15 protein-coding genes are annotated in these 18,064 nt (G+C 61.1%); 7 read left to right on the top strand and 8 right to left on the bottom strand.

Going from position 1 to position 18,064, the window contains the following annotated elements; genetic code table 11:
* Window positions 1–169: 169 nt before the first annotated feature.
* Window positions 170–1,084: a glutaminase gene (locus ACQKRQ_RS05225; protein WP_427475505.1), complete on the top strand. Its 915-nt coding sequence runs from the start codon at window positions 170–172 to the stop codon at window positions 1,082–1,084.
* 142 nt (window positions 1,085–1,226) lie between these two features.
* Here ACQKRQ_RS05225 and ACQKRQ_RS05220 read toward each other — a convergent pair whose 3' ends face one another.
* From ACQKRQ_RS05220 to ACQKRQ_RS05205, 4 genes are all read right to left on the bottom strand, one after another.
* Window positions 1,227–1,682, bottom strand: a complete 456-nt coding sequence (locus tag ACQKRQ_RS05220) for a universal stress protein (RefSeq protein ID WP_408181747.1) — start codon at window positions 1,680–1,682, stop codon at window positions 1,227–1,229.
* A gap of 434 nt (window positions 1,683–2,116) precedes the next feature.
* Window positions 2,117–2,368, bottom strand: a complete 252-nt coding sequence (locus ACQKRQ_RS05215) for a GlsB/YeaQ/YmgE family stress response membrane protein (protein ID WP_132377436.1) — start codon at window positions 2,366–2,368, stop codon at window positions 2,117–2,119.
* 663 nt (window positions 2,369–3,031) lie between these two features.
* Complete coding sequence (locus ACQKRQ_RS05210) at window positions 3,032–3,403, bottom strand: ligand-binding protein SH3 (RefSeq protein WP_427475502.1); 372 nt, start codon at window positions 3,401–3,403, stop codon at window positions 3,032–3,034.
* Between the two features lie 18 nt (window positions 3,404–3,421).
* On the bottom strand, window positions 3,422–4,846 hold the full coding sequence (locus ACQKRQ_RS05205; protein ID WP_132377438.1) for a UbiA family prenyltransferase: 1,425 nt from the start codon (window positions 4,844–4,846) through the stop codon (window positions 3,422–3,424).
* A gap of 287 nt (window positions 4,847–5,133) precedes the next feature.
* Here ACQKRQ_RS05205 and ACQKRQ_RS05200 point away from each other — a divergent pair, with 287 nt between their 5' ends.
* From ACQKRQ_RS05200 to ACQKRQ_RS05190, 3 genes are all read left to right on the top strand, one after another.
* Window positions 5,134–6,330: a hypothetical protein gene (locus ACQKRQ_RS05200; RefSeq protein WP_427475501.1), complete on the top strand. Its 1,197-nt coding sequence runs from the start codon at window positions 5,134–5,136 to the stop codon at window positions 6,328–6,330.
* Between the two features lie 716 nt (window positions 6,331–7,046).
* Complete coding sequence (locus tag ACQKRQ_RS05195; RefSeq protein WP_427475499.1) at window positions 7,047–8,615, top strand: tetratricopeptide repeat protein; 1,569 nt, start codon at window positions 7,047–7,049, stop codon at window positions 8,613–8,615.
* 307 nt (window positions 8,616–8,922) lie between these two features.
* Window positions 8,923–9,411: a cache domain-containing protein gene (locus ACQKRQ_RS05190; protein ID WP_427475497.1), complete on the top strand. Its 489-nt coding sequence runs from the start codon at window positions 8,923–8,925 to the stop codon at window positions 9,409–9,411.
* Between the two features lie 634 nt (window positions 9,412–10,045).
* Here the strand turns inward: ACQKRQ_RS05190 and ACQKRQ_RS05185 are convergent.
* Complete coding sequence (locus ACQKRQ_RS05185) at window positions 10,046–10,684, bottom strand: hypothetical protein (protein ID WP_427475496.1); 639 nt, start codon at window positions 10,682–10,684, stop codon at window positions 10,046–10,048.
* Window positions 10,685–11,750: 1,066 nt separating this feature from the next.
* Between ACQKRQ_RS05185 and ACQKRQ_RS05180 the strand changes: the two genes are divergently transcribed.
* The 3 genes from ACQKRQ_RS05180 (at window position 11,751) to ACQKRQ_RS05170 (ending at window position 15,016) form a co-directional block, all read left to right on the top strand.
* Window positions 11,751–12,662 (top strand): PadR family transcriptional regulator, encoded by a 912-nt coding sequence (locus ACQKRQ_RS05180; RefSeq protein ID WP_427475494.1) that lies wholly within the window; start codon window positions 11,751–11,753, stop codon window positions 12,660–12,662.
* A gap of 150 nt (window positions 12,663–12,812) precedes the next feature.
* The gene (locus ACQKRQ_RS05175; RefSeq protein ID WP_132377443.1) at window positions 12,813–13,652 is read left to right on the top strand and encodes a siderophore-interacting protein; all 840 of its coding nucleotides are present in this window, start codon (window positions 12,813–12,815) and stop codon (window positions 13,650–13,652) included.
* A 107-nt stretch (window positions 13,653–13,759) separates the two neighbouring features.
* On the top strand, window positions 13,760–15,016 hold the full coding sequence (locus ACQKRQ_RS05170; RefSeq protein WP_427475492.1) for an MFS transporter: 1,257 nt from the start codon (window positions 13,760–13,762) through the stop codon (window positions 15,014–15,016).
* Window positions 15,017–15,184: 168 nt separating this feature from the next.
* Here the strand turns inward: ACQKRQ_RS05170 and ACQKRQ_RS05165 are convergent, their stop codons facing one another.
* From ACQKRQ_RS05165 to mmsB, 3 genes are read right to left on the bottom strand one after another with little or no spacing between them, the layout of a single operon-like run.
* Window positions 15,185–16,333: an enoyl-CoA hydratase/isomerase family protein gene (locus ACQKRQ_RS05165; protein WP_427475490.1), complete on the bottom strand. Its 1,149-nt coding sequence runs from the start codon at window positions 16,331–16,333 to the stop codon at window positions 15,185–15,187.
* Window positions 16,333–17,148: an enoyl-CoA hydratase gene (locus ACQKRQ_RS05160; RefSeq protein ID WP_427475488.1), complete on the bottom strand. Its 816-nt coding sequence runs from the start codon at window positions 17,146–17,148 to the stop codon at window positions 16,333–16,335. Before ACQKRQ_RS05160 ends, ACQKRQ_RS05165 begins: the two co-directional genes overlap by 1 nt.
* Complete coding sequence (mmsB, locus tag ACQKRQ_RS05155) at window positions 17,145–18,050, bottom strand: 3-hydroxyisobutyrate dehydrogenase (RefSeq protein ID WP_408432291.1); 906 nt, start codon at window positions 18,048–18,050, stop codon at window positions 17,145–17,147. The genes ACQKRQ_RS05160 and mmsB overlap by 4 nt, the downstream gene beginning before the upstream one ends.
* Window positions 18,051–18,064 lie beyond the last annotated feature (14 nt).

Raw genomic sequence — 18,064 nt, 5'->3', positions numbered from 1 at the left:
TTGTTGCCAGAAAGACAGCAAGATTAGCATAGCCGCTCGGGGACGCTCGGGGACGCTCGCCGAACGCCGCCCGAACCTGGACGCGACGCACGGCGACGTGCGCGATGTCCGGCGGGAACAATTCGCTCCGGCTTGCCAGTAGAATCGCGGCTCCAACGGTCCGAGCCCCATGAACTACGCATCCATCCTCGATCAGATCCACGGCGATCTGCAGCCTTATCTGGGCACCGGCAAGGTTGCCGATTACATTCCCGAACTCGCCAGAGTGCCCGCCGATAGTTTCGGCATGGCGATCGTCACGGCATCGGGCGAGGTCTTCCGCACCGGCGACGCCGACACGCGTTTTTCCATTCAGAGCATTTCGAAGCTGTTCGCCTGCACGATGGCCTTCCGCCTGCTCGGCGACGCGTTGTGGCAGCGCGTGGGACGCGAACCGTCGGGCACCGCCTTCAATTCGCTGGTTCAGCTCGAGGCCGAACAGGGCAAGCCGCGCAATCCGTTCATCAACGCGGGCGCGCTGGTCGTCACCGACGTGCTGTGCCGCCGTTTCGTGCAAGCCGAGACGGCGCTGGTCGAATTCATGCGCCGGCTGACGGGCGAAACGAGCATCGACTACGATTCGCGCGTCGCGCAATCGGAATTGCAGAATGCCCACCGCAATCGCGCGATGGCGCATTTCATGGCGAGCTTCGGCAACATGGAGATGCCACCGGAGGTGGTGGTCGATGCTTACTGCCGGCAATGCGCGATCTCGATGAGTTGCGTCGAGCTGGCGAAGGCGGCGCTGTTTCTGACCAATCACGGGGTGGTGCCGGCCACCGGCGAGCGGATTCTCGACACGAGTTCGGCCAAGCGTCTTTCCGCGCTGATGCTGACCTGCGGCACCTATGACGCGGCGGGCGATTTCGTCTACCGGGTCGGCTTGCCCGCGAAAAGCGGCGTGGGCGGCGGGATCGTCGCCGTGCTGCCCGGCGAGATGGCGGCGTGCGTGTGGTCGCCGGGGCTGGATAGCAATGGCAATTCGCTTGTCGGCGCCCTGGCATTGGAACGGCTGACCACGCTTACCGGGCAGTCGATTTTTTGATAACGCCCGCGCAGACGCCCCAAAAAGTTAATTTACGCTGAGCGCAAGCGTGACCGACGCCGGTTGTTCCTCTGGCAGGAGTCGCCCCACAAGCGCCACCCGCAGCTCTCTAAAGCGGCTGCCACCTGACCAGGGTCTGAGGTTAGCCCTTGTCGCGGGTTTCGATCAGTACCGGACAGCTCGAGCGGTCGATGACTTCTCCGCTGGTCGACGGGTTGGCCCAGCGGCGTAGCCGTGACAAATGGTGATGTCCCATCACAATGACCTCCGCTGTCAGCAGCCGGGCTTGTTCGATGACGACGTCGGCCGGATTTCCCGCGCAGAAGTGCTGTTCCACCGTGAGATTCCGGTCGGCAAGCTGTGCGGCTGCGGCAGCCAGGACGGATCGTGCGAACGATGTCTGCGCCTGTGCTGGCGGATAGGTCAGGCCATCGGGCGCGACACCGTTTTCGGAACCGGGAGGCAACGCGTAGGACGGGTCGACAACGCATAGAAGGTGTACGGTTGCCGTACCTGGCACCGCCACGCGGCTCGCCAGGTCGACGACGTAGACACTCTGGGCTGAGCCGTCCAGCGGAACGAGGAGAATATTGAACATGGTGGGAGATACCCTTCGAAGATCGGATTGCCGCGCAGGCTGGCATCGCCGCCGGGAAGCGTGTCGGGCCAGTAGTTGCCGGGATCCTCAAACTGGTTCAGCCAATGGTAGAACTCTTGCAAGACGCGGGTCTTCCCAAGGCGAGCCTGCGCGCCAAACGCGACCACCTGCGGCTGCCCACCAAGCGCGTCATGCCACGCCTGGAGCAGCACGGAAAGCTCGTTCTCCCGGCCCACGAATTACATAAAAAGCTCTCGCCATCTGGCGAAGACGCAACCTGTACATTGCAGAATGTGCGAAAGCCCTGTCAAGTACACGATCGAGTGAACCGGAAAACCTGTGCGCGCCGCCGGTTGATGCCGAATGGCTGAATGTGGCCAGGATACTGGCCTACCCAAACGGCATGCTTCGCCCGATTCTCGCGAGCGCGCAGATTAACGCCGCCGGCGCACCAGTCCGTAAATGACCAGCAGGACGATCGCGCCAATGACCGACGCGACCCAGCCCGCCGCCTGGCCTGGTTGATACCAGCCCAGCCCACGCCCGACATAGCCCGCAATCAGCGAGCCGGCAATGCCGAGGATGATGGTCAAAATGAGGCCCATGCTGTCGTCTCCGGGCTTAAGCGCCCGCGCAATCAATCCGACGACCAGCCCTACGATCACCGTACCAATGAAGGAAAGCATGTCGACCTCGCAAGAGTGTGAGTGCTACGGTTTCTTTTAATGCTGGCTACTTACTGTTTCACTGCGATGCTTTTCGGGAGCATACGCGCTAGATGCGGTAGCCGGCCGCCATATGCTCGTCGGTTCGCACATCGAGCACCAGTTGCTCCCGGACGTTCGTCGCCGTCCAGTTGATCCACGAAAGCGTCGTCGCGACAAATTTCGACCATCGCCCGCTCGGTCATTCGACTGACAGGACGCCACCGAAGGCTACCGGTTCGATAGCGGTCCTTTTGACGCCCAATATACAAGAGCATTTTATGCCCGTCTCTGCAATCGTCTGCAGTGTCAGAGCATCCCGTTCGCGCGGGAGATAAACAGCACGGCCCACACGTCGTGCGGCCTCGCGCTATCTGCCCATCGCCGCCTTTCCAGCCTCACAGGGCTTGCAAGGCCCCGACCATCCGAACGTGTCGTCTGGCACCCGATCTCAATGCGCGGCGCCCACTTCGGCCCGTCAGAACAGCCATTCTCAACGGCGGCTTTCGGGTGGCGGATTCAACCGGTGCAAAGCGGTTGCTTTCTCCCCGCGGCAGCTGGCGGGTTCGTTGCAACCTGTGATCCGCCCCATCGTCAGTTCGCCAAGTTATGCGGCGCATCTAATGGGCCTGCCGCAAGGCACTCTCACGGCCGAACCGGTGCCGCCGCCGGTAGATACAGCAGCAGGACGCTGGCGAGCAGGAGCGCCGCGCCCGCCAAGGTACGCAGCGATACCGCCTCGCCGGAAAAAAAGCCGAACAACAGGATTTCCAGAATCGTCACCGCGACCATCAATGGATAGGCAACGCTGAGTTCAACGCGCCTTAGTGCCAGCGCATAAAATAGGAACCCAGCTCCATACGCACCAATCGCCGCCATCCGCAAAAGCAAGGGTCGGCTAGCAAACCCTGCTATCAATACGTCTCCTTGAGCAACGACTATTTTCCCGGCCACACGCAACAAAATACTGGCCATCGCGCTAAAAGTACCGCTCAGCAAAAGAAATAAAATGGACATAGGAACGAAGGGAACCAGTCAGATAGCGACAATAACTGTCGCGATGCAAAGGCCGATGACCAGCATGCTCAGCCGGTCCTTGATTGCAAACACGATTGGATCGTCGTGCATCTGGCCGCGGAATGCAAGCATCCAGACTCGGCTGATCCAGTACAACAAAAGGCCGAACAAGAACCAGAGGGCGTGTTGATGATGATACAGGATGCTGATTTCGGAAGAGTTCATGTAGAGTGCAAGAACCAGCACGGCAAGATATCCGGACGCGGTACCGAATGAACGCAGGATCCCCAGGTCTTGAGTGATATAACCGCGCCCTGCTACCGCGCATTCGCCGTCTCGCAACAAGAGGGCATCGAGTTCCGTGTAACGCTTGACCATCGCAAGGCTCAGGAAGATAAGTACTGAAAACATGATCAACCAATGCGAAAGCGGAATGTCGTCGGCCGCGCCGCCAGCGGCAATACGTACGGTGTACAACGCGGCGAGCGTAAAGACGTCGACGAGCATCATGCGCTTGAGCGCGAACGAATAAGCCACGGTCGCGATGAGATAACACGCCAGCACCAGGCCGAATTCAGAAGGCAGCAAAACCGTCAGCGCGGCGCTTGCCGCGAGCAGCGCAAGCGTCAGAAAAATACCGAAGGTCAATGATAGCTGGCCCGACGCGAACGGCCGGTTGCGCTTGCGCATGTGACGCCGGTCGGCATCGAGATCGAGCATGTCGTTCAGCAAATACACGGATGACGCGCAAAAGCTGAAAGACAAAAAGGCGATGCCTTCGGCGAAGATGGAATTGACATCGGTGAAGCGATGCGACGCCAGTAGCGGCACGAAGATCAGCAGATTCTTGACCCACTGATGAACCCGCATTTCCTTGATGACGAGGCGCACGAAGGAACGTTTCCGCTCGAAGAAAAGGGTCGTATTGTTGACCTTCTGCGCCGCGGCAGCGATATGACGGCTTCCCACGACAATCGCCCTGCGCGCCTGCTTCCAGACGGCGACATCGGCGAGCGCATTGCCGCAGTAATCGAAGCCACCCACACCGAATTCCGCCGATAGCGCGCCCGCCTTGTTTTTGCCGGACAGATTACGCGCCTCGTTACTCGCCATGACACCTTTGAAAAAGCCGAAGTGGGTGGCGACTTGTTCCGCGAATCGTTGGTTCGATGCAGTGCAAAGGTACAGGTCGCGCCCGTTCGACTGTTCCTCGCGCAAGAACTCGACAAACCGCGGGTCGTACGGAAGCACCGACACATCGATTGCCACGCGCGAAGCAATCTGTGCTTTCAGATTCGCCTTCCCTCGCAGTAACCACACGATGCAGTAGAACGCATAGAGAGGATTCCTCTTAAAAAGAACAAGAAAAGACTCAACAAGAAGATCGGTGCACGTTAGCGTCCCGTCGAGGTCGACACACAGGGGAATGCTTGCATCAGACATGTTTTGCCTCGGACTGTCGTCGTTAGTTTTACTTGTATGCCGACGCAACGAACTGTCGGCCTATGAACAGCCTGCTTGGGGTGATTTGCATGCGATGGTACGCGGCGTATCATATCGATCCGTGCGATAGGCCACCTTCATCGCCCCGAAAACCGGGGAACATTCAGCCAGCGCATTTCTTTTGCTCGACGTATTCCTGTGCGGACACGCGGCTACATGCGGCGACTGCGGTAGGGAAAGATATCTGGCGCCTTGCCAGCAATCCCATCTTCTTGGAGGAAGTCCTGATGAACGAACCACTTTCCCGTCCGGGCATTCGCTGGCTTTTTCTCGCTTTCATCTATTTCGTGATGGCTTCCGCGTCGTTCAGCGGCTTCTTCACAAAGTGGCAGTTTCGCGAGGACATGCCAGTTCTGTTTGCGACCGATGCGTCGCTGCCTGCGATGGTCGACGGAACCGCCGAGCGCCCGTATGTATACCGACAACTATTGCCGCTCATTGCCAACAGCATTGAGCGCGCGTTGCCGATCAGCGTTCGTGATCACGCCACCGCCGTACTGTTCGACAAAAAGCGCAACTATCATCCCATTGCAGAGTTCTACCCAAATGCCGTCGACGCCCGCAACCCCCAATACGCCCTACGCTATTACCTGATCTATGCCATGTCGTTCGCGTCGCTGCTGCTGGCGATGTTCGCCCTGCGCGCGGTATGCATCGACATGCAGCCCAACCGGGTTGCCGCCACACTGGCGCCGGTCGCCTTTGCAGCGATCCTGCCGCTTATCCTCACCGTTGGCGGCTATTTTTATGATCCGCCGGAGCTACTTTTCATGGCGATAGCGGTCTGGTTCTCAATGCGAGGGCGGGTGTTATGGCTCATCGCGATTACCGCACTGGCGACGTTGAACAAGGAGTCTTTTTTCTTTTTCATCCTCACGTTGTTCCCGTTCTTGCGCACACGGTTTTCGGTTAAAGCAACGTTGGCGGTTCAGTGCGTGTTGCTGGTCGTCGCAGGGGCGGTCAACGTGGTGATCAAGCTGAAGTACGCGCACAACGGCGGTGGCGTCGTGACATACCACCTGATGGAGAATCTCGTTTTCCTTATCCATCCGTCGAGTTACATAGGCTTCGAATACAACTACGGCATTCCAATGACCAAGGGCTTCAATGTGATCAATATCGTTTTGGTCGCGGCGCTCGTGCGCACCGCGTGGGGCAAACTTTTGCCGGCCGTGCGACAGCATTTGAAGATTGCCCTGCTGGTCAATGTGCCGTTATTCCTGGCGTTTTGCTATCCCGGAGAATTGCGCAACTTCAGTATGTTGAACGTCGGGTTCGTAATCACTATCTGCGTCAGCATTGCTGCGTATCTGGACCGGAGTTATCGAGCGCTACCTGCAGCGGCGGTGCCCGTGGGCGCAGCTCCCGAAAGCACGGTGCCTGCAGTCGCGGAGTCTGTAAGCGCGCGCACAGCGGTGCCGTGATGATTAACCCAACCGTTTAATCCGTTGGTCGCGGGTTCTAGTCCCGTATGGACCGAGATGAACTAGCTCCCAGTGCATCGGGAGCCTTTTCATTCGTGTCGCGAGTGGTGTGCCGACCGGCATGGAGGAAGTCTGCAGCCTCAATGCACTTTGCTTGCCTCAGTCACCCACTAATCAAAATGGGGCTTGTCGGTCGTGACCCTGCCATCGGCGAACTTCGTGATTAGCGTCGAAGATCCGCCGGTCTTGCTAATAGCGAAACTGGACCATGTCGCGACAGGGGACTTGATCGGGTCGATCAGCGTCTTGGCCGCGGGTTGACCGTGATTAACTGATCGTCCCCAAGGAGCCGAGTTTCAGGACCGCATCGCCATGCGGCGCGGGTCCGCACCGCGGAACGATTCGCCCGGGCAAGTGGCCGCTTTGTGGCGTCATAGCTCAGGGAGAGCAACCGGCCAGAACCAGCCACCGAAACTTAAGCTACGACCGTCCGTTTCCGATTCAGCTTAAGACGGCCGCTGAGGCTTATCTATCTTGCGTAGCGATCGAAACCGCTGATTAAACAGCTCGACGCTGGCGGGAACACTTTGGTGTTTGCATATGCAGGTAACCGACGCTACCATCGCTTCGCTCTGGAGACTCGCTATACGCGGTCCCGTACAATGAGTCGTTTCGAATCCCGCGACAGATCGTACTTTGCTCCAGCCTCCAGCGCCATGAATCACGATATTGAACACGCTCTCGCCGCCGCGCAGGAGAACCTCATGGCCGGTCGGCTCGACGATGCCGCAGGTCTGCTGCTCGGCATTCTGGCGAGCGTCCCCGACCACGGCGAAGCTCTTGCAGGTCTCGGTTATATCGCCGCCAACCAGGGCGATCATGCATGCGCGGCGGAGTACCTGATGCAGGCATCGGCGCACATGTCAATGTCTATGGATCAACTGAACTTCGCCGCGCAGGTGTGTCAGTTGGCGCAGCGTCACGATGCTGCGATAGCGCTGTTCGAGCGCTGCCTGACCCAGTTTCCGAACCATGCCGCCTCGTTGTACGGTGCCGCAATGTCGCTGATACAGCTTGGCGAATCGCAGCGGGCACTTGAGCTGTTGGTGCATCTGTGCAAGATCCAGCCACAATCAGCCGAAGCGCATTACAACCGTGGAACGCTGCTCGGTACGATGGCACGCTATGAGGACGAACTGGATGCCTACCGGCAGGCGATCACGCTCAAGCCGCGTTTCGTACGCGCATACGTTAATCTCGGGGTCGCGTTGCGAGATCTCCGGCGCTTTGATGAGGCATTGCTTCAATTCAAGAAGGCGCTTTCCATCGATCCGAACGACGCCGGCGCGCGCACCAATCGAGCTCAGACGAATTTGCTGCTCGGCGAATTCGAACACGGCTGGCGCGAATACGAATGGCGTTGGCGTGATGGCACCTGCAGCCACGGTTTTCCGCAGAACACCCTATGGACTGGCACCCAACCGATAGACGGCAGGACAGTGCTCGTTCATCATGAGCAGGGGTTCGGCGACACGCTGCAATTCGTGCGTTTTGTGGATCGGCTCAGTGCAGCTGGCGCTCACGTCGTGTTGCGTGTTCAGGATGCCCTGTTGCCGCTCCTCCAAAATTATCGGGGTGCGGCCGAAGTCATCGGTGAGACAGGGCAAGTGCCACATTTCGACTATCACATTCCAACCCTGAGTCTGCCGTTTGCGCTCAAGGTTCGTGCACCCGATCTCGCGCTATCCGGTGCATATGTGCAGGCAGACAGTGCGCTTGTCCCTCAATGGGACGATTTTTTTACAGGCTCCATTCGACGGCCGAGCATTGGGATCGTGTGGTCGGGAAGCCGTACGCATCTGAATGATCACAATCGGTCCATTTCGCTTGAGCAACTGAAGCCGGTGTTCGATGCCGACGCGGATTTCTTCGCGTTGCAACCGGATGTACGCGACAGTGATCGCGCGTGCCTCGCGCAACTTGAGCAGCGCGGGGTGCTGCGCGATGCTTCCGGGCGGCTCACCACGTTCGCTGAGACTGCTGCGCTGATCGCTCGCCTCGACCTCGTCGTCAGCGTCGACACAGCTGTGGCGCATTTGGCGGGGGCGCTTGGGAAACCCGTATGGATTGCTTTGCCGTTCATGCCGGACTGGAGATGGCAACTCGACCGAAGCGATAGTCCGTGGTACCCAAAGGCGCGGTTGTTTCGACAAACGACGCGAGGCGATTGGACTGGCGTAGTTGCAGCGCTTCGCGCAGAGATCGACGCATTGCGGGGCGCCTGAAAGGCGAGCCGCCCGACAGAGAGCGCCCCATCCACTGCTCGCCGCAGGTTCGGGTCGCAAATTTGGTCGTGCCTGTTCCGTCGTGCCGCTTGCCCGCTTTGAGCGACTAAGGCGCGTCGGATTGCCGGGTCGGGCCAGTTTCTGCCATTCGCAACCGTCCGCTATCGAGCCGACATTGATGTGGTAAAACGGTGCTGGCCAGGCTGCGCTTCGTGCACTAGTCTTTTGCATACAGAGCAGGCGCCTCACATCCAAGCCGCGACCGATGTACGGGCCAGCGCAGAACTCAACCGTTGGAGATACTGGTATGAACGGTAAAGCTCTCGTTACCAGTGTATTGCTACTGGTTGGATTATTCTGCCCCGCGTCGCCTGCATTTTCTCAGTCATCTCCCCCGACGTCCGAGACAGCAAGACAAACCGAAGCGCTGGTCGACAAAGCCGCGGCGTTGATCGGGAGTAAAGGCAAGGTCGCGTTTTCGGAGTTCAGAATCAAAGGGAGCGAGTGGTTCCACGGCGACACCTATCTGTTCGTTTACGATCTGAAGGAAAATGTCTTGTTGAATCCGGCCTTTCCCGCCCGTGAGGGAACCAACGTCAGCGGTCAGAAAGATACCAACGGCAAGCCGTTTCATGACGCCATGATCCAGACGGTTGAAACGAAGGGTTCGGGCTGGGTTGACTACATGTTCCTGAGACCAGGGCAGACTCAGCCATCGCATAAATGGACATATGTGAAGGCAGTGAAGATCGACGGAGTTCCAGGCCTGGTGGGTTCGGGTTTCTATTCGGAGTAGGTTCTGGCTAGCCTCGATTGATCGCCGCGCGACCATGGCAGAACCCGTTTCGGCAACTGGTGTTGAGCGACCGCTCTCGGCCTTCGAATTCCACAGCTTGTAATTCCGCTCCGGGTCGCGTGTCGCCAATCGACGGCCGGCAGTGACCGGCCCAGTTAGAGACGATCGGCGTTCCGATGAAGATTGTCGACAATCGGAGCTTGGCAGCGTGTGCGTGTCGGATCTCTAAGACGGTCCGCCCAACTGCGAAAATACAGTCGCAATGGCCCGAGGTGCTGTGAGCGCCGCTCGTGACCTCCATAATCGTGTCTTTCGGCAGAAATCGCACAAGTTGATCGCCGGGCGCCACGGGACCGAATTGTTTCGGTCGGCGCATCCAGTTATCGGCTTTTGCAAGGGCTGGGTCGAATCGCCAATCGCCCACGTCGCCGTTCTTGGACCGGGCAGTTGAAATAAGGATGGTCGCCCGCTGCATGCAAGGATATGGTCGCAACGGTGAGAGGCAATCCGTGCCAGTAAGGGCGGTAACGATTGCGGCCGACAAAGAAGGGCACATCCAGGTCGCCGTCAGCGTTGCTCGCCAGCGGCGCCCTGCGTACAGCCAACACGACTGGACGTTTGCATCATCGCAGCGTTATTGGCATGTCACACTCACATTGGAGATGTCGCCGTCCGGGACGGTGCCGGTGCCGTTCGTCACTACGCACGTCCGCGTTGGTGGGATCGGTTGCGCCGAGACCGTAACCGAATAAGCATCACCGTAGCGCACCTTCGTGGGAAAGTTGAAACTGCCGTTAGCTGCGAGAGCGAGGGAATTCGCGCCGTTGTTCTGCAGCGTGATGGTCGTACCCGGGGCGAGACCATTCAGGGTGCCACCCAAGGTATGACTGTTTGGGGTACAGACGACGTTAACATTTGCGTCGGCGGGGCCGTAGCCGCTTCCATCCTGGTGGTAGATAGTGCATGACTGCCCGACCGGCTGGGTTAGAACCGTAACGCTAAAGTTGCGGGAGCTGTCCACCGTGTTGTTAAACGAAAATCCCCCGTTGTTGCTCAGCGTCAGATTGTCGGTGCCGTTGTCTTGAAGGGTAACCGAACTGTTGGCGAGAAGCCCGGAGAGGCTGCCACCGACCGTATAGCAAGTGCCCTCGTCCAGACAGTCCCAACCACCCCCGCACGAAGACAATGTCAGTGCTATCGCAGCAGCAGCCAGATACGGGCGACAACGAAACAGGTGATGCGCGCTTTCGGCTGAGGAGTCAGCGGAGTTCATCTAGATCAACCTTAGGTCTGCATCAAAAGGGCTACCTTGCGTCGTCGGGCAACGCGTCTGTCGGTGCTCGACGATCAAAATAAGGTCGTGCGGGGAACCGACCGCGCCGCACCGGAATCATCACGACCTATGCACACACCGGGCAGGACCACCGTCGGCGGCCATGTCGGCTGTGTCAAACCGCACGCTTCGATCGAGGCTTGTCGAAGCTGCGCCGGCGAGAACAGCGCACAACACTTCAGTCGTCATTCGGAGCATCGTTTGACACGCCAGCGTGTGGAGCGCAGTCGTGAAACCTGTGCGTATTGCGCAGAGCGCGAGAGCGGCTGGCTTACCCGGCAACCTGCGAATAAATTATTACCAAATCATTACGAAGGCTATGCTTCGCATCCGTCCACGACAACCGGGCAAACCCGAGGGTGCACTGCAGCAAACCGTTCTGTAACAAGAGGTGTCGCTGAGCCGTGCCGGGTTGATCCCAAGTAATTTTGGAAACCTGTGCATTCGCGATCCATACGCCACCTGAACGGGCCCAGCGTGAAAGGCGGCTTCCGAAGTGCAATGAGTCGCCATCCGGGGCCACACTGACCCGACGCCACGGACCGCGAGTGATGACCACTGCATCCTGGAATCGGACGGCTAAGTAGGACTTGGTCCGACGTCCGTAGTGGGTCGAAAGTGTGAGTTCACTGACCCTGGACTGGGCTTTAACCCGCGATCCATTGCAAGGCGCGTGGTACGCGTTCTTCCATTCGAAAGAGTTGCGTGCAAACTGGAAAATGGGCAAGACGAGAAACGCCCATACGTTGCAAGCGTGGCCAACGCGAGCCACAGGAGCCTCAACTCTCGTCTCTCTATCGGGCCCACCTGCAGATCAGCCACGCCAAAAACTGTGCGCCGCACCATGAAATTCCGCTTTGCCGCATGTTTTGTCGTATCTAAACAGCCGTTCTTTCGATCCCGCAGACTGTGTTGCACGCCCATAAATCGCAAAAAAGGGATTTGACAAACTATCTTTAGATATATATCTTAAGACACATCTTAAGACACAAGCGGGAGTACCAAGATGCGTCATCAACACCGTTTTTCGCGTCCGCGCCCAACGGACGACACTTTCTACACCAGCCACGAACGCGGCGCACTCCATGCGTTCTGGCACGCCTTTGCCCATCACCACGACTATCGCGGCGAGCGCGGCGGCGAAGCACCCGGTGACGGCTTCGAACGCCGTCGCGGCGAACGCGGCCGCAGTGACCGCGACGAATTCCGTGGCGACCTGCGCGGCGGCCCTGGCCGTCACGGCTACGACCGCTTCTCGCTGCACGCGTTGTGGCACGCCATCGGCCGTCATCACGAGCATCGCGGCGGCGGGCGTGGCGGGCGCTTCGGCGGCGGCCCGGGCGGCTTCGGCGGCGACGGCGACGGTTTTCCGCGCGGCCGCAAATTCAGTTCCGACGACCTGCAACTGCTGCTCCTGTCGATGATCGGCACGCAGCCGAGCCACGGCTACGAACTGATCAAGGCGCTCGAAACGCGCTCGAACGGCTTTTACAGTCCGAGCCCGGGCATGGTCTATCCGGCGCTCACGTATCTGGAAGAACTCGGCTACGTGACCGTGCAACTCGAAGGCAACCGCAAGCGCTACGAACTGTCGGAAACGGGCCGCGAATATCTGGCCGCCAACCGCGACCGCGTCGAATTGATGCTGGCCAAGCTGAGCCATATCGCCCGCAAGATGGATTCGGTGCGCCGCGCGTTTGCAGGCGAAGAGCCGGCCGACATCAGCGAAGGCGGCTGGCTGCCCGAGCTGAACGAAGCGCGCCGCGCGCTGAAGCACGCGTTGCTGCGCCGTGACAACGCGTCGGCGGCGCAGCAGCGCCGCATCGCTGAAATTCTGATGCGCGCGGCGAAAGAAATCGAAAGCGAAGTCAAACCGGACAACAGCGAAAACGGCAACGGCGGCGAAGCGGCCCGTTGAAATCGTGCCGCCCGTTCCCGCGTGCGCTTGCGCGCCGGGAGCGCCGCCCGTGCGTGAGCGCGCGCCCATCGAACCAACCGCAACCATCTTGCATGGGACCGGAGCAAGGCGCTCAAGCGCCAACCTCTGGTCGACAGGAGCACCACTCTTATGCCGACTAAAGACCACCAAGCTGACAATCAAACCGACCTCGCAGTCCACCGCGTACGCCATCCGCTGAAGTTCCGTCTGCTGCAAGTCAAGCAGGTGCGCGCGCTGACCCCGCATCTGATCCGCGTCACATTCACTGGCGAAGATCTGCACGACTTCGTCTCCGCTTCGTTCGACGACCACCTCAAGGTGTTCTTCCCCGAACCCGGCGCGGACAAGCCGGTGCTGCCTGAAGCGGGCCCCGACGGTCCGGTGTTTCCCGCCGGCCAGCCACGTCCGATCGCGCGCGATTTCACGCCGCGCCGCTTCGATCGCGAGGCGGGCGAACTCGACATCGAGTTTGCAATGCACGAAGCGGGCCCCGCGGCGACGTGGGCGGCGCAAGCCAAAGTGGGCCAGTATCTCGGTATCGGCGGCCCGCGCGGTTCGCTCGTGATACCTAAGGATTTCGACTGGCATCTGCTGATCGGCGACGATACCGCGTTGCCCGCCATCGCCCGGCGTCTCGAAGAGCTGCCGGCCGGCAAGCGCGTCGCGGCCGTGATCGAAGTGGCCGATCCGTCGGCGCAGATCGAATTCACGACGCAGGCCGAGTTGCATCTCGTGTGGCGCTATCGCAGCGAAGCGGGTGTGCGCGGCGAGGCCTTGCTGCAGGCCGTGCGCGACACCTACCTGCCCGAAAACGGCGAAGGCTATGTCTGGGCAGCCGGCGAAGCCGCGACGATGCGCGCAGTGCGCTATCACCTGTGCACGGAACGCGGCGTCGACAAATCACGCATTCGCGCGGCCAGCTACTGGAAACAGGGCGCCGAAGCGGTGCACGAAACGCTCGACGATTGAGTGTCGGCCGTCCGCGGATCACATGCGTCTTGAGGCGCGTGCGATCCGCCGGCGGCGCGAGTCGCGCGAGCACTGTGCTTCCAAAAACAACAACAAGGAATCGATCGATGTACTCAATAAGCGCAAAGCACGAACGCCGCCTGCTGTGGCTGCTCGCGCTGACGCAGTTCACCATCATCATGGACTTCATGGTGATGATGCCGCTCGGCCCGCAGATCATGCACGCGTTCGCGATCACGCCGGCTGCATTCGCGACGGCCGTGTCGGCGTATTCGTGGTGCTCGGGACTGTCGGGACTGTTCGCCGCGACCTATATTGACCGCTTCGACCGGCGCCGTCTGCTGCTGACCATGTATGCGCTGTTCGCGCTGTCGAACCTGGCGTGCGCGCTGGCGAGCAGCTTTCCGCTGTTGCTGGCCGCTCGCGCGTTCGCGGGCATCACGGGCGGCGTGCTGGGCTCGGTGATCATGGCGATCGTCGGCGACGTGATTCCGGTTCAACGCCGCGGCGCCGCCACCGGCACGATCATGACCGCCTTTTCCCTCGCGGCGATTGCGGGCGTGCCGGCCGGCGTGATGCTCGGCGCGCACTTCGGCTGGGCGGCGCCGTTCTTCCTGCTGGTGGCGCTGTCGCTGCTCGTGTGGACGGCGGGACGGCAACTGGTGCCATCGCTGGCGGAGCATTTGAACCGCCGTCAGCCGCCGCTCGCGGAAGTGCTGCCGGATTTGTGGCGGCTCCTGAGCAACCCGCGGCATCTGAATGCGTTTGCGCTGACCTTCATGATGATGGTCGCGCACATGCTGGTGATTCCGTTCATTTCGCCAGTGCTGGTCGCCAATCACGGCGTGGCGCCCGAGCAATTGTCATGGCTCTATATGGCCGGTGGCGCAGCGACGTTCTTCACTTCGCGCCGGGTGGGCGGACTCGCGGATCGTTACGGCACGCGGCGCGTGTTCCGGATCGCGGCGGTACTCGCGTTTGTGCCGGTGCTGTTCGTCACACATCTGCCGAATCTGCCGTTTTACGCGCTGGTGATGTTCTTCCCAGTTTTCATGGTGCTGATGTCCGGGCGCATGGTGCCCATGCAGGCACTGCTGACCACCGTGCCCGAGCCTGCCCGGCGCGGCGCTTTTCTCAGTGCGAACAGTGCGCTCCAGGCACTGGGCACGGGATGCGGCGCATGGATCGGCGGCTTGATGCTCAGCAGTTCGCCGAGCGGCCAGATCATCGGTTACGGAACGGTCGGCTGGGCTTCGGTTGCGGTCGCGCTGGCCGGCGTATTGTGGGTTTCCCGCGTACGCGGCGCGCAAGGCGATGCGCCGGCGGCTGGGATGTTGCATGCTGAAGCGGTCGGCGAAAGTTGATTGCGTGTCTCGCGCGGCGCTGTTGTGCAAGGCGCCGCGCGGAGATGCTTCAGTCTGTCAGGCCGGCATCGTTCAGCTGGCCGGCCACCACCACGACCTTGATGCCGCCTTCGGCCAGACGCAGCGCGGCTTCCTTCAGCGGCGCTTGCACACAGTGCCCTCCCGACTTCACCCCTGCTGCGCGCCCAACGCGGCCAGTGGATGCGCCTCGCTCTTCCACGGCGAGGCGAGAAAATGTTTGACGCGCTCGGGCCGCACCTCGGCGAGCGTGGCAGGCGCCCAGCGCGCCTTGCGATCCTTATCAATCAACTGGGCTCGCACGCCTTCACAGAAGTCACCCTCCTCGATCACGCGTTTGACGATACCCAACTCCATGCGGAAGCACTCGGCCAGGCTCATCTGCCGCCCACGCAAAAGCGCCTCACGCGTGACGTAAAGCATGGTGGGCGAATGGCTGGTCAGCGCATCGTAGATGGATTGCAACCACTGCTTCACCTCGCGCGGCGGCTCGCGCTCCAGGTCGTGCCGCACCGTCGCGACCATCCGCTCGACGCTCGAACGGCGGTCGAAATGCCGCAAGATCAGTTGCGTGAACACGGCCAGCGGCGCGTGCGGAATGATATTGCACGGTGGCTCGAACACGCCGCGCAAGGCGGCCATCAGATCGCCTTCGAGCGGCATGCGCTGCAGTCGCTCTTCGAAACTGGCGAGCCATTCGGCCGGCACGCACAGATCGGCTAGTTGCAGGCGCAACGCATCGGCACCGGACAAGGTCGCGCCGGTCAGCCCGACATATAGCTCGAGCTCCGCCGGCATCACGCTCAGAAAGCGTGTCGCGCCGACGTCCGGCAGAAAGCCGATGCGCGTCTCCGGCATGGCGATCTTGCTGCGCTCGGTCACGATGCGCAGCCGCGCCCCCTGGCCGAGCCCCATGCCGCCGCCCATCGCGATGCCGTCGAGCAACGCGACCACCGGCTTCGGAAAGGTGTGCAGCGCATTGTCGAGCCGGTATTCGTCGACGAAGAACGCGAGCCACCGGCTGTCGCCGTTCTTCGCGAGCCGCTGCACTTCGCGCACGTCCCCGCCCGCGCAGAAACCTTTGGCGCCCGCGCCTTTCAGCACGAGCGCGACGATGCCGTCGTCGGTGCGGCAATGCTCGACCAGCACGGCAAGCTCGCGCACCATCGCATGCGAAAGCGCATTGAGCGCGGCGGGACGGTTCAGCGTAATGATCGCCACGCGATTCACCACGCGAAACAGGATCTCGCGTTCCGCTTCGAGGCTCGTTTCGGCTATGACGCTTTGCAATGCACTCATCAACGCGTCTCCTGCTGCGAGGAATCCGCCAGCGCGGCCTGCGTCACCTGCCAGCGCGGCGTGCGCTTTTCGAGGAACGCATTGACGCCTTCGCGCTGATCGGCGCCGTCGAACAGATCGACAAAGCGCTCGCGCTCCAGCGCCAGCGCCGCCGCGCGTGGCACGCCGTTGCGCCCCTGATGAATCAGCGTCTTGCTGAAGCCGACCGCCTGCGGACTCAACGTAGCGACACGCGCCGCCATGGTCAGCGCGGCCTCGCGCGCCGCGCCCTTCTCCACCACTTCTTCGACCAGACCGATGCGCAACGCCGTCGCCGCATCGACGCGCTCGCCGGTCAGAATCATCCGCTTGGCCCAGCCTTCGCCGACCAGCCACGGCAGCGTCTGCGTGCCGCAACCACAGGGCAGCAAGCCGACTGCCGTCTCGGGCAACGCCAGCAACGAATGTTGTTCGGCGATGCGAATATCGCAAGCGAGCGCGCATTCGAGCCCGCCGCCCATCGCATACCCGTTGATCGCCGCGATCACCACCGGCCGCGCGTTCTGCAAGGTCTCGAACGCCGCGCCGAAACGCGCCGCCGCGGTACGCGCGACTTCGCGGTTGCCGTCGGCGAACGTGTTCAGGTCGGCGCCCGCGCTGAAGAACTTGGGGCCGTCGCCGGTAATCACGATCGCCCGCACGCGCGCCTCGCCGTTCAGGCGCTCGACGGTCTGCTGCAATTGCAACAAGCCCTCGGGCGTGAACGCGTTGGCGGGCGGCCGCTTGAGGGTGAGTTGCGCGACGGCGCCGTCGTGCGCGTAGTCGAGTTCGATCATGCCGCGCCTCCGTCCTTGCCGTCCTGGCGATACAGCTTGATGACCGCGGAAAAATCGAGACGTCCCGCGCCTTTCGTGCTCATCGTCTGGTAAAGCTGTTGCGCGAGCGCGCCGAGATAGAGCGGTTGACGCGCGGTTTTAGCGGCGTCGGTGGCGAGCCCCAGGTCCTTGAGCATCAGATCCGTGCCGAAGCCGCCGGTATAACCACGCGTGGAGGGCGCCGTCTCGATCACGCCGGGCATCGGGTTATACGTGTCCGAACTCCAGCAGCGCCCGGTCGACGTATTGATGATGCCGCCCAGCACTTTCGCGTCGATGCCGAGCGCCTCGCCGAGCGACATGGCTTCGGCCACGCCCGCCATCGTGATGCCGAGCACGAGGTTGTTGCAGATCTTCGCGACCTGGCCCGTGCCGGTATCGCCGCAATGCACGATGTTCTTGCCCATCGCCGAGAGTACCGGCTTGACCTGCTCATACGCGCTCGCGCTGCCGCCGACCATGAAGGTCAGCGTGCCGGCCGCCGCGCCGCCAGTGCCGCCGGACACAGGCGCGTCGACAAAAGTATTACCGTGTTGCTGCGCGAGTTCGGCGAATGATTTCACGCTCGCGGGATCGATCGTGCTCGAATCGATAATGGTCACGCCCTTCGCGATGCCGGCGAAGATGCCGTCGTCCGCGGTCAGCACGCTGCGCACATGGGCGGCGGCGGGCAGCATGGTGATCACGCATTCCGCGTCGGTCACCGCCGCTTTCGGCGAACCGGCCGCTTTCGCGCCCGCATCGACGAGCGCCTGCACGGCTTGCGCGTTGAGGTCGAACACGTTGACCGCGTGGCCCGCCTTGAGCAGGTTGTGCGCCATCGGCGCACCCATGTTGCCGAGTCCGATAAAGCCTATTTTCATGATCTCGTCTCCAG

Origin of the sequence: Paraburkholderia sp. NPDC080076 (assembly GCF_050281145.1) — a bacterium.
In the GTDB taxonomy this organism is placed as follows: Bacteria; Pseudomonadota; Gammaproteobacteria; order Burkholderiales; family Burkholderiaceae; genus Paraburkholderia.
The sequence above is the reverse complement of the archived record's forward strand: the minus strand, read 5'-3'. Positions and strand labels throughout refer to the sequence as shown.

Bases quoted from the DNA above. Each gene is read 5' to 3' on its own strand.
- ACQKRQ_RS05225 (WP_427475505.1), top strand. From the start codon at position 170: ATGAACTACGCATCCATCCTCGATCAGATCCACGGCGATCTGCAGCCT.
- ACQKRQ_RS05205 (WP_132377438.1), bottom strand. From the start codon at position 4,846: ATGTCTGATGCAAGCATTCCCCTGTGTGTCGACCTCGACGGGACGCTA.
- ACQKRQ_RS05165 (WP_427475490.1), bottom strand. From the start codon at position 16,333: ATGAGTGCATTGCAAAGCGTCATAGCCGAAACGAGCCTCGAAGCGGAA.
- ACQKRQ_RS05200 (WP_427475501.1), top strand. From the start codon at position 5,134: ATGAACGAACCACTTTCCCGTCCGGGCATTCGCTGGCTTTTTCTCGCT.
- ACQKRQ_RS05185 (WP_427475496.1), bottom strand. From the start codon at position 10,684: ATGAACTCCGCTGACTCCTCAGCCGAAAGCGCGCATCACCTGTTTCGT.
- ACQKRQ_RS05210 (WP_427475502.1), bottom strand. From the start codon at position 3,403: ATGTCCATTTTATTTCTTTTGCTGAGCGGTACTTTTAGCGCGATGGCC.
- ACQKRQ_RS05220 (WP_408181747.1), bottom strand. From the start codon at position 1,682: ATGTTCAATATTCTCCTCGTTCCGCTGGACGGCTCAGCCCAGAGTGTC.
- ACQKRQ_RS05170 (WP_427475492.1), top strand. From the start codon at position 13,760: ATGTACTCAATAAGCGCAAAGCACGAACGCCGCCTGCTGTGGCTGCTC.
- ACQKRQ_RS05190 (WP_427475497.1), top strand. From the start codon at position 8,923: ATGAACGGTAAAGCTCTCGTTACCAGTGTATTGCTACTGGTTGGATTA.
- ACQKRQ_RS05175 (WP_132377443.1), top strand. From the start codon at position 12,813: ATGCCGACTAAAGACCACCAAGCTGACAATCAAACCGACCTCGCAGTC.
- ACQKRQ_RS05160 (WP_427475488.1), bottom strand. From the start codon at position 17,148: ATGATCGAACTCGACTACGCGCACGACGGCGCCGTCGCGCAACTCACC.
- ACQKRQ_RS05215 (WP_132377436.1), bottom strand. From the start codon at position 2,368: ATGCTTTCCTTCATTGGTACGGTGATCGTAGGGCTGGTCGTCGGATTG.
- ACQKRQ_RS05195 (WP_427475499.1), top strand. From the start codon at position 7,047: ATGAATCACGATATTGAACACGCTCTCGCCGCCGCGCAGGAGAACCTC.
- ACQKRQ_RS05180 (WP_427475494.1), top strand. From the start codon at position 11,751: ATGCGTCATCAACACCGTTTTTCGCGTCCGCGCCCAACGGACGACACT.
- mmsB (WP_408432291.1), bottom strand. From the start codon at position 18,050: ATGAAAATAGGCTTTATCGGACTCGGCAACATGGGTGCGCCGATGGCG.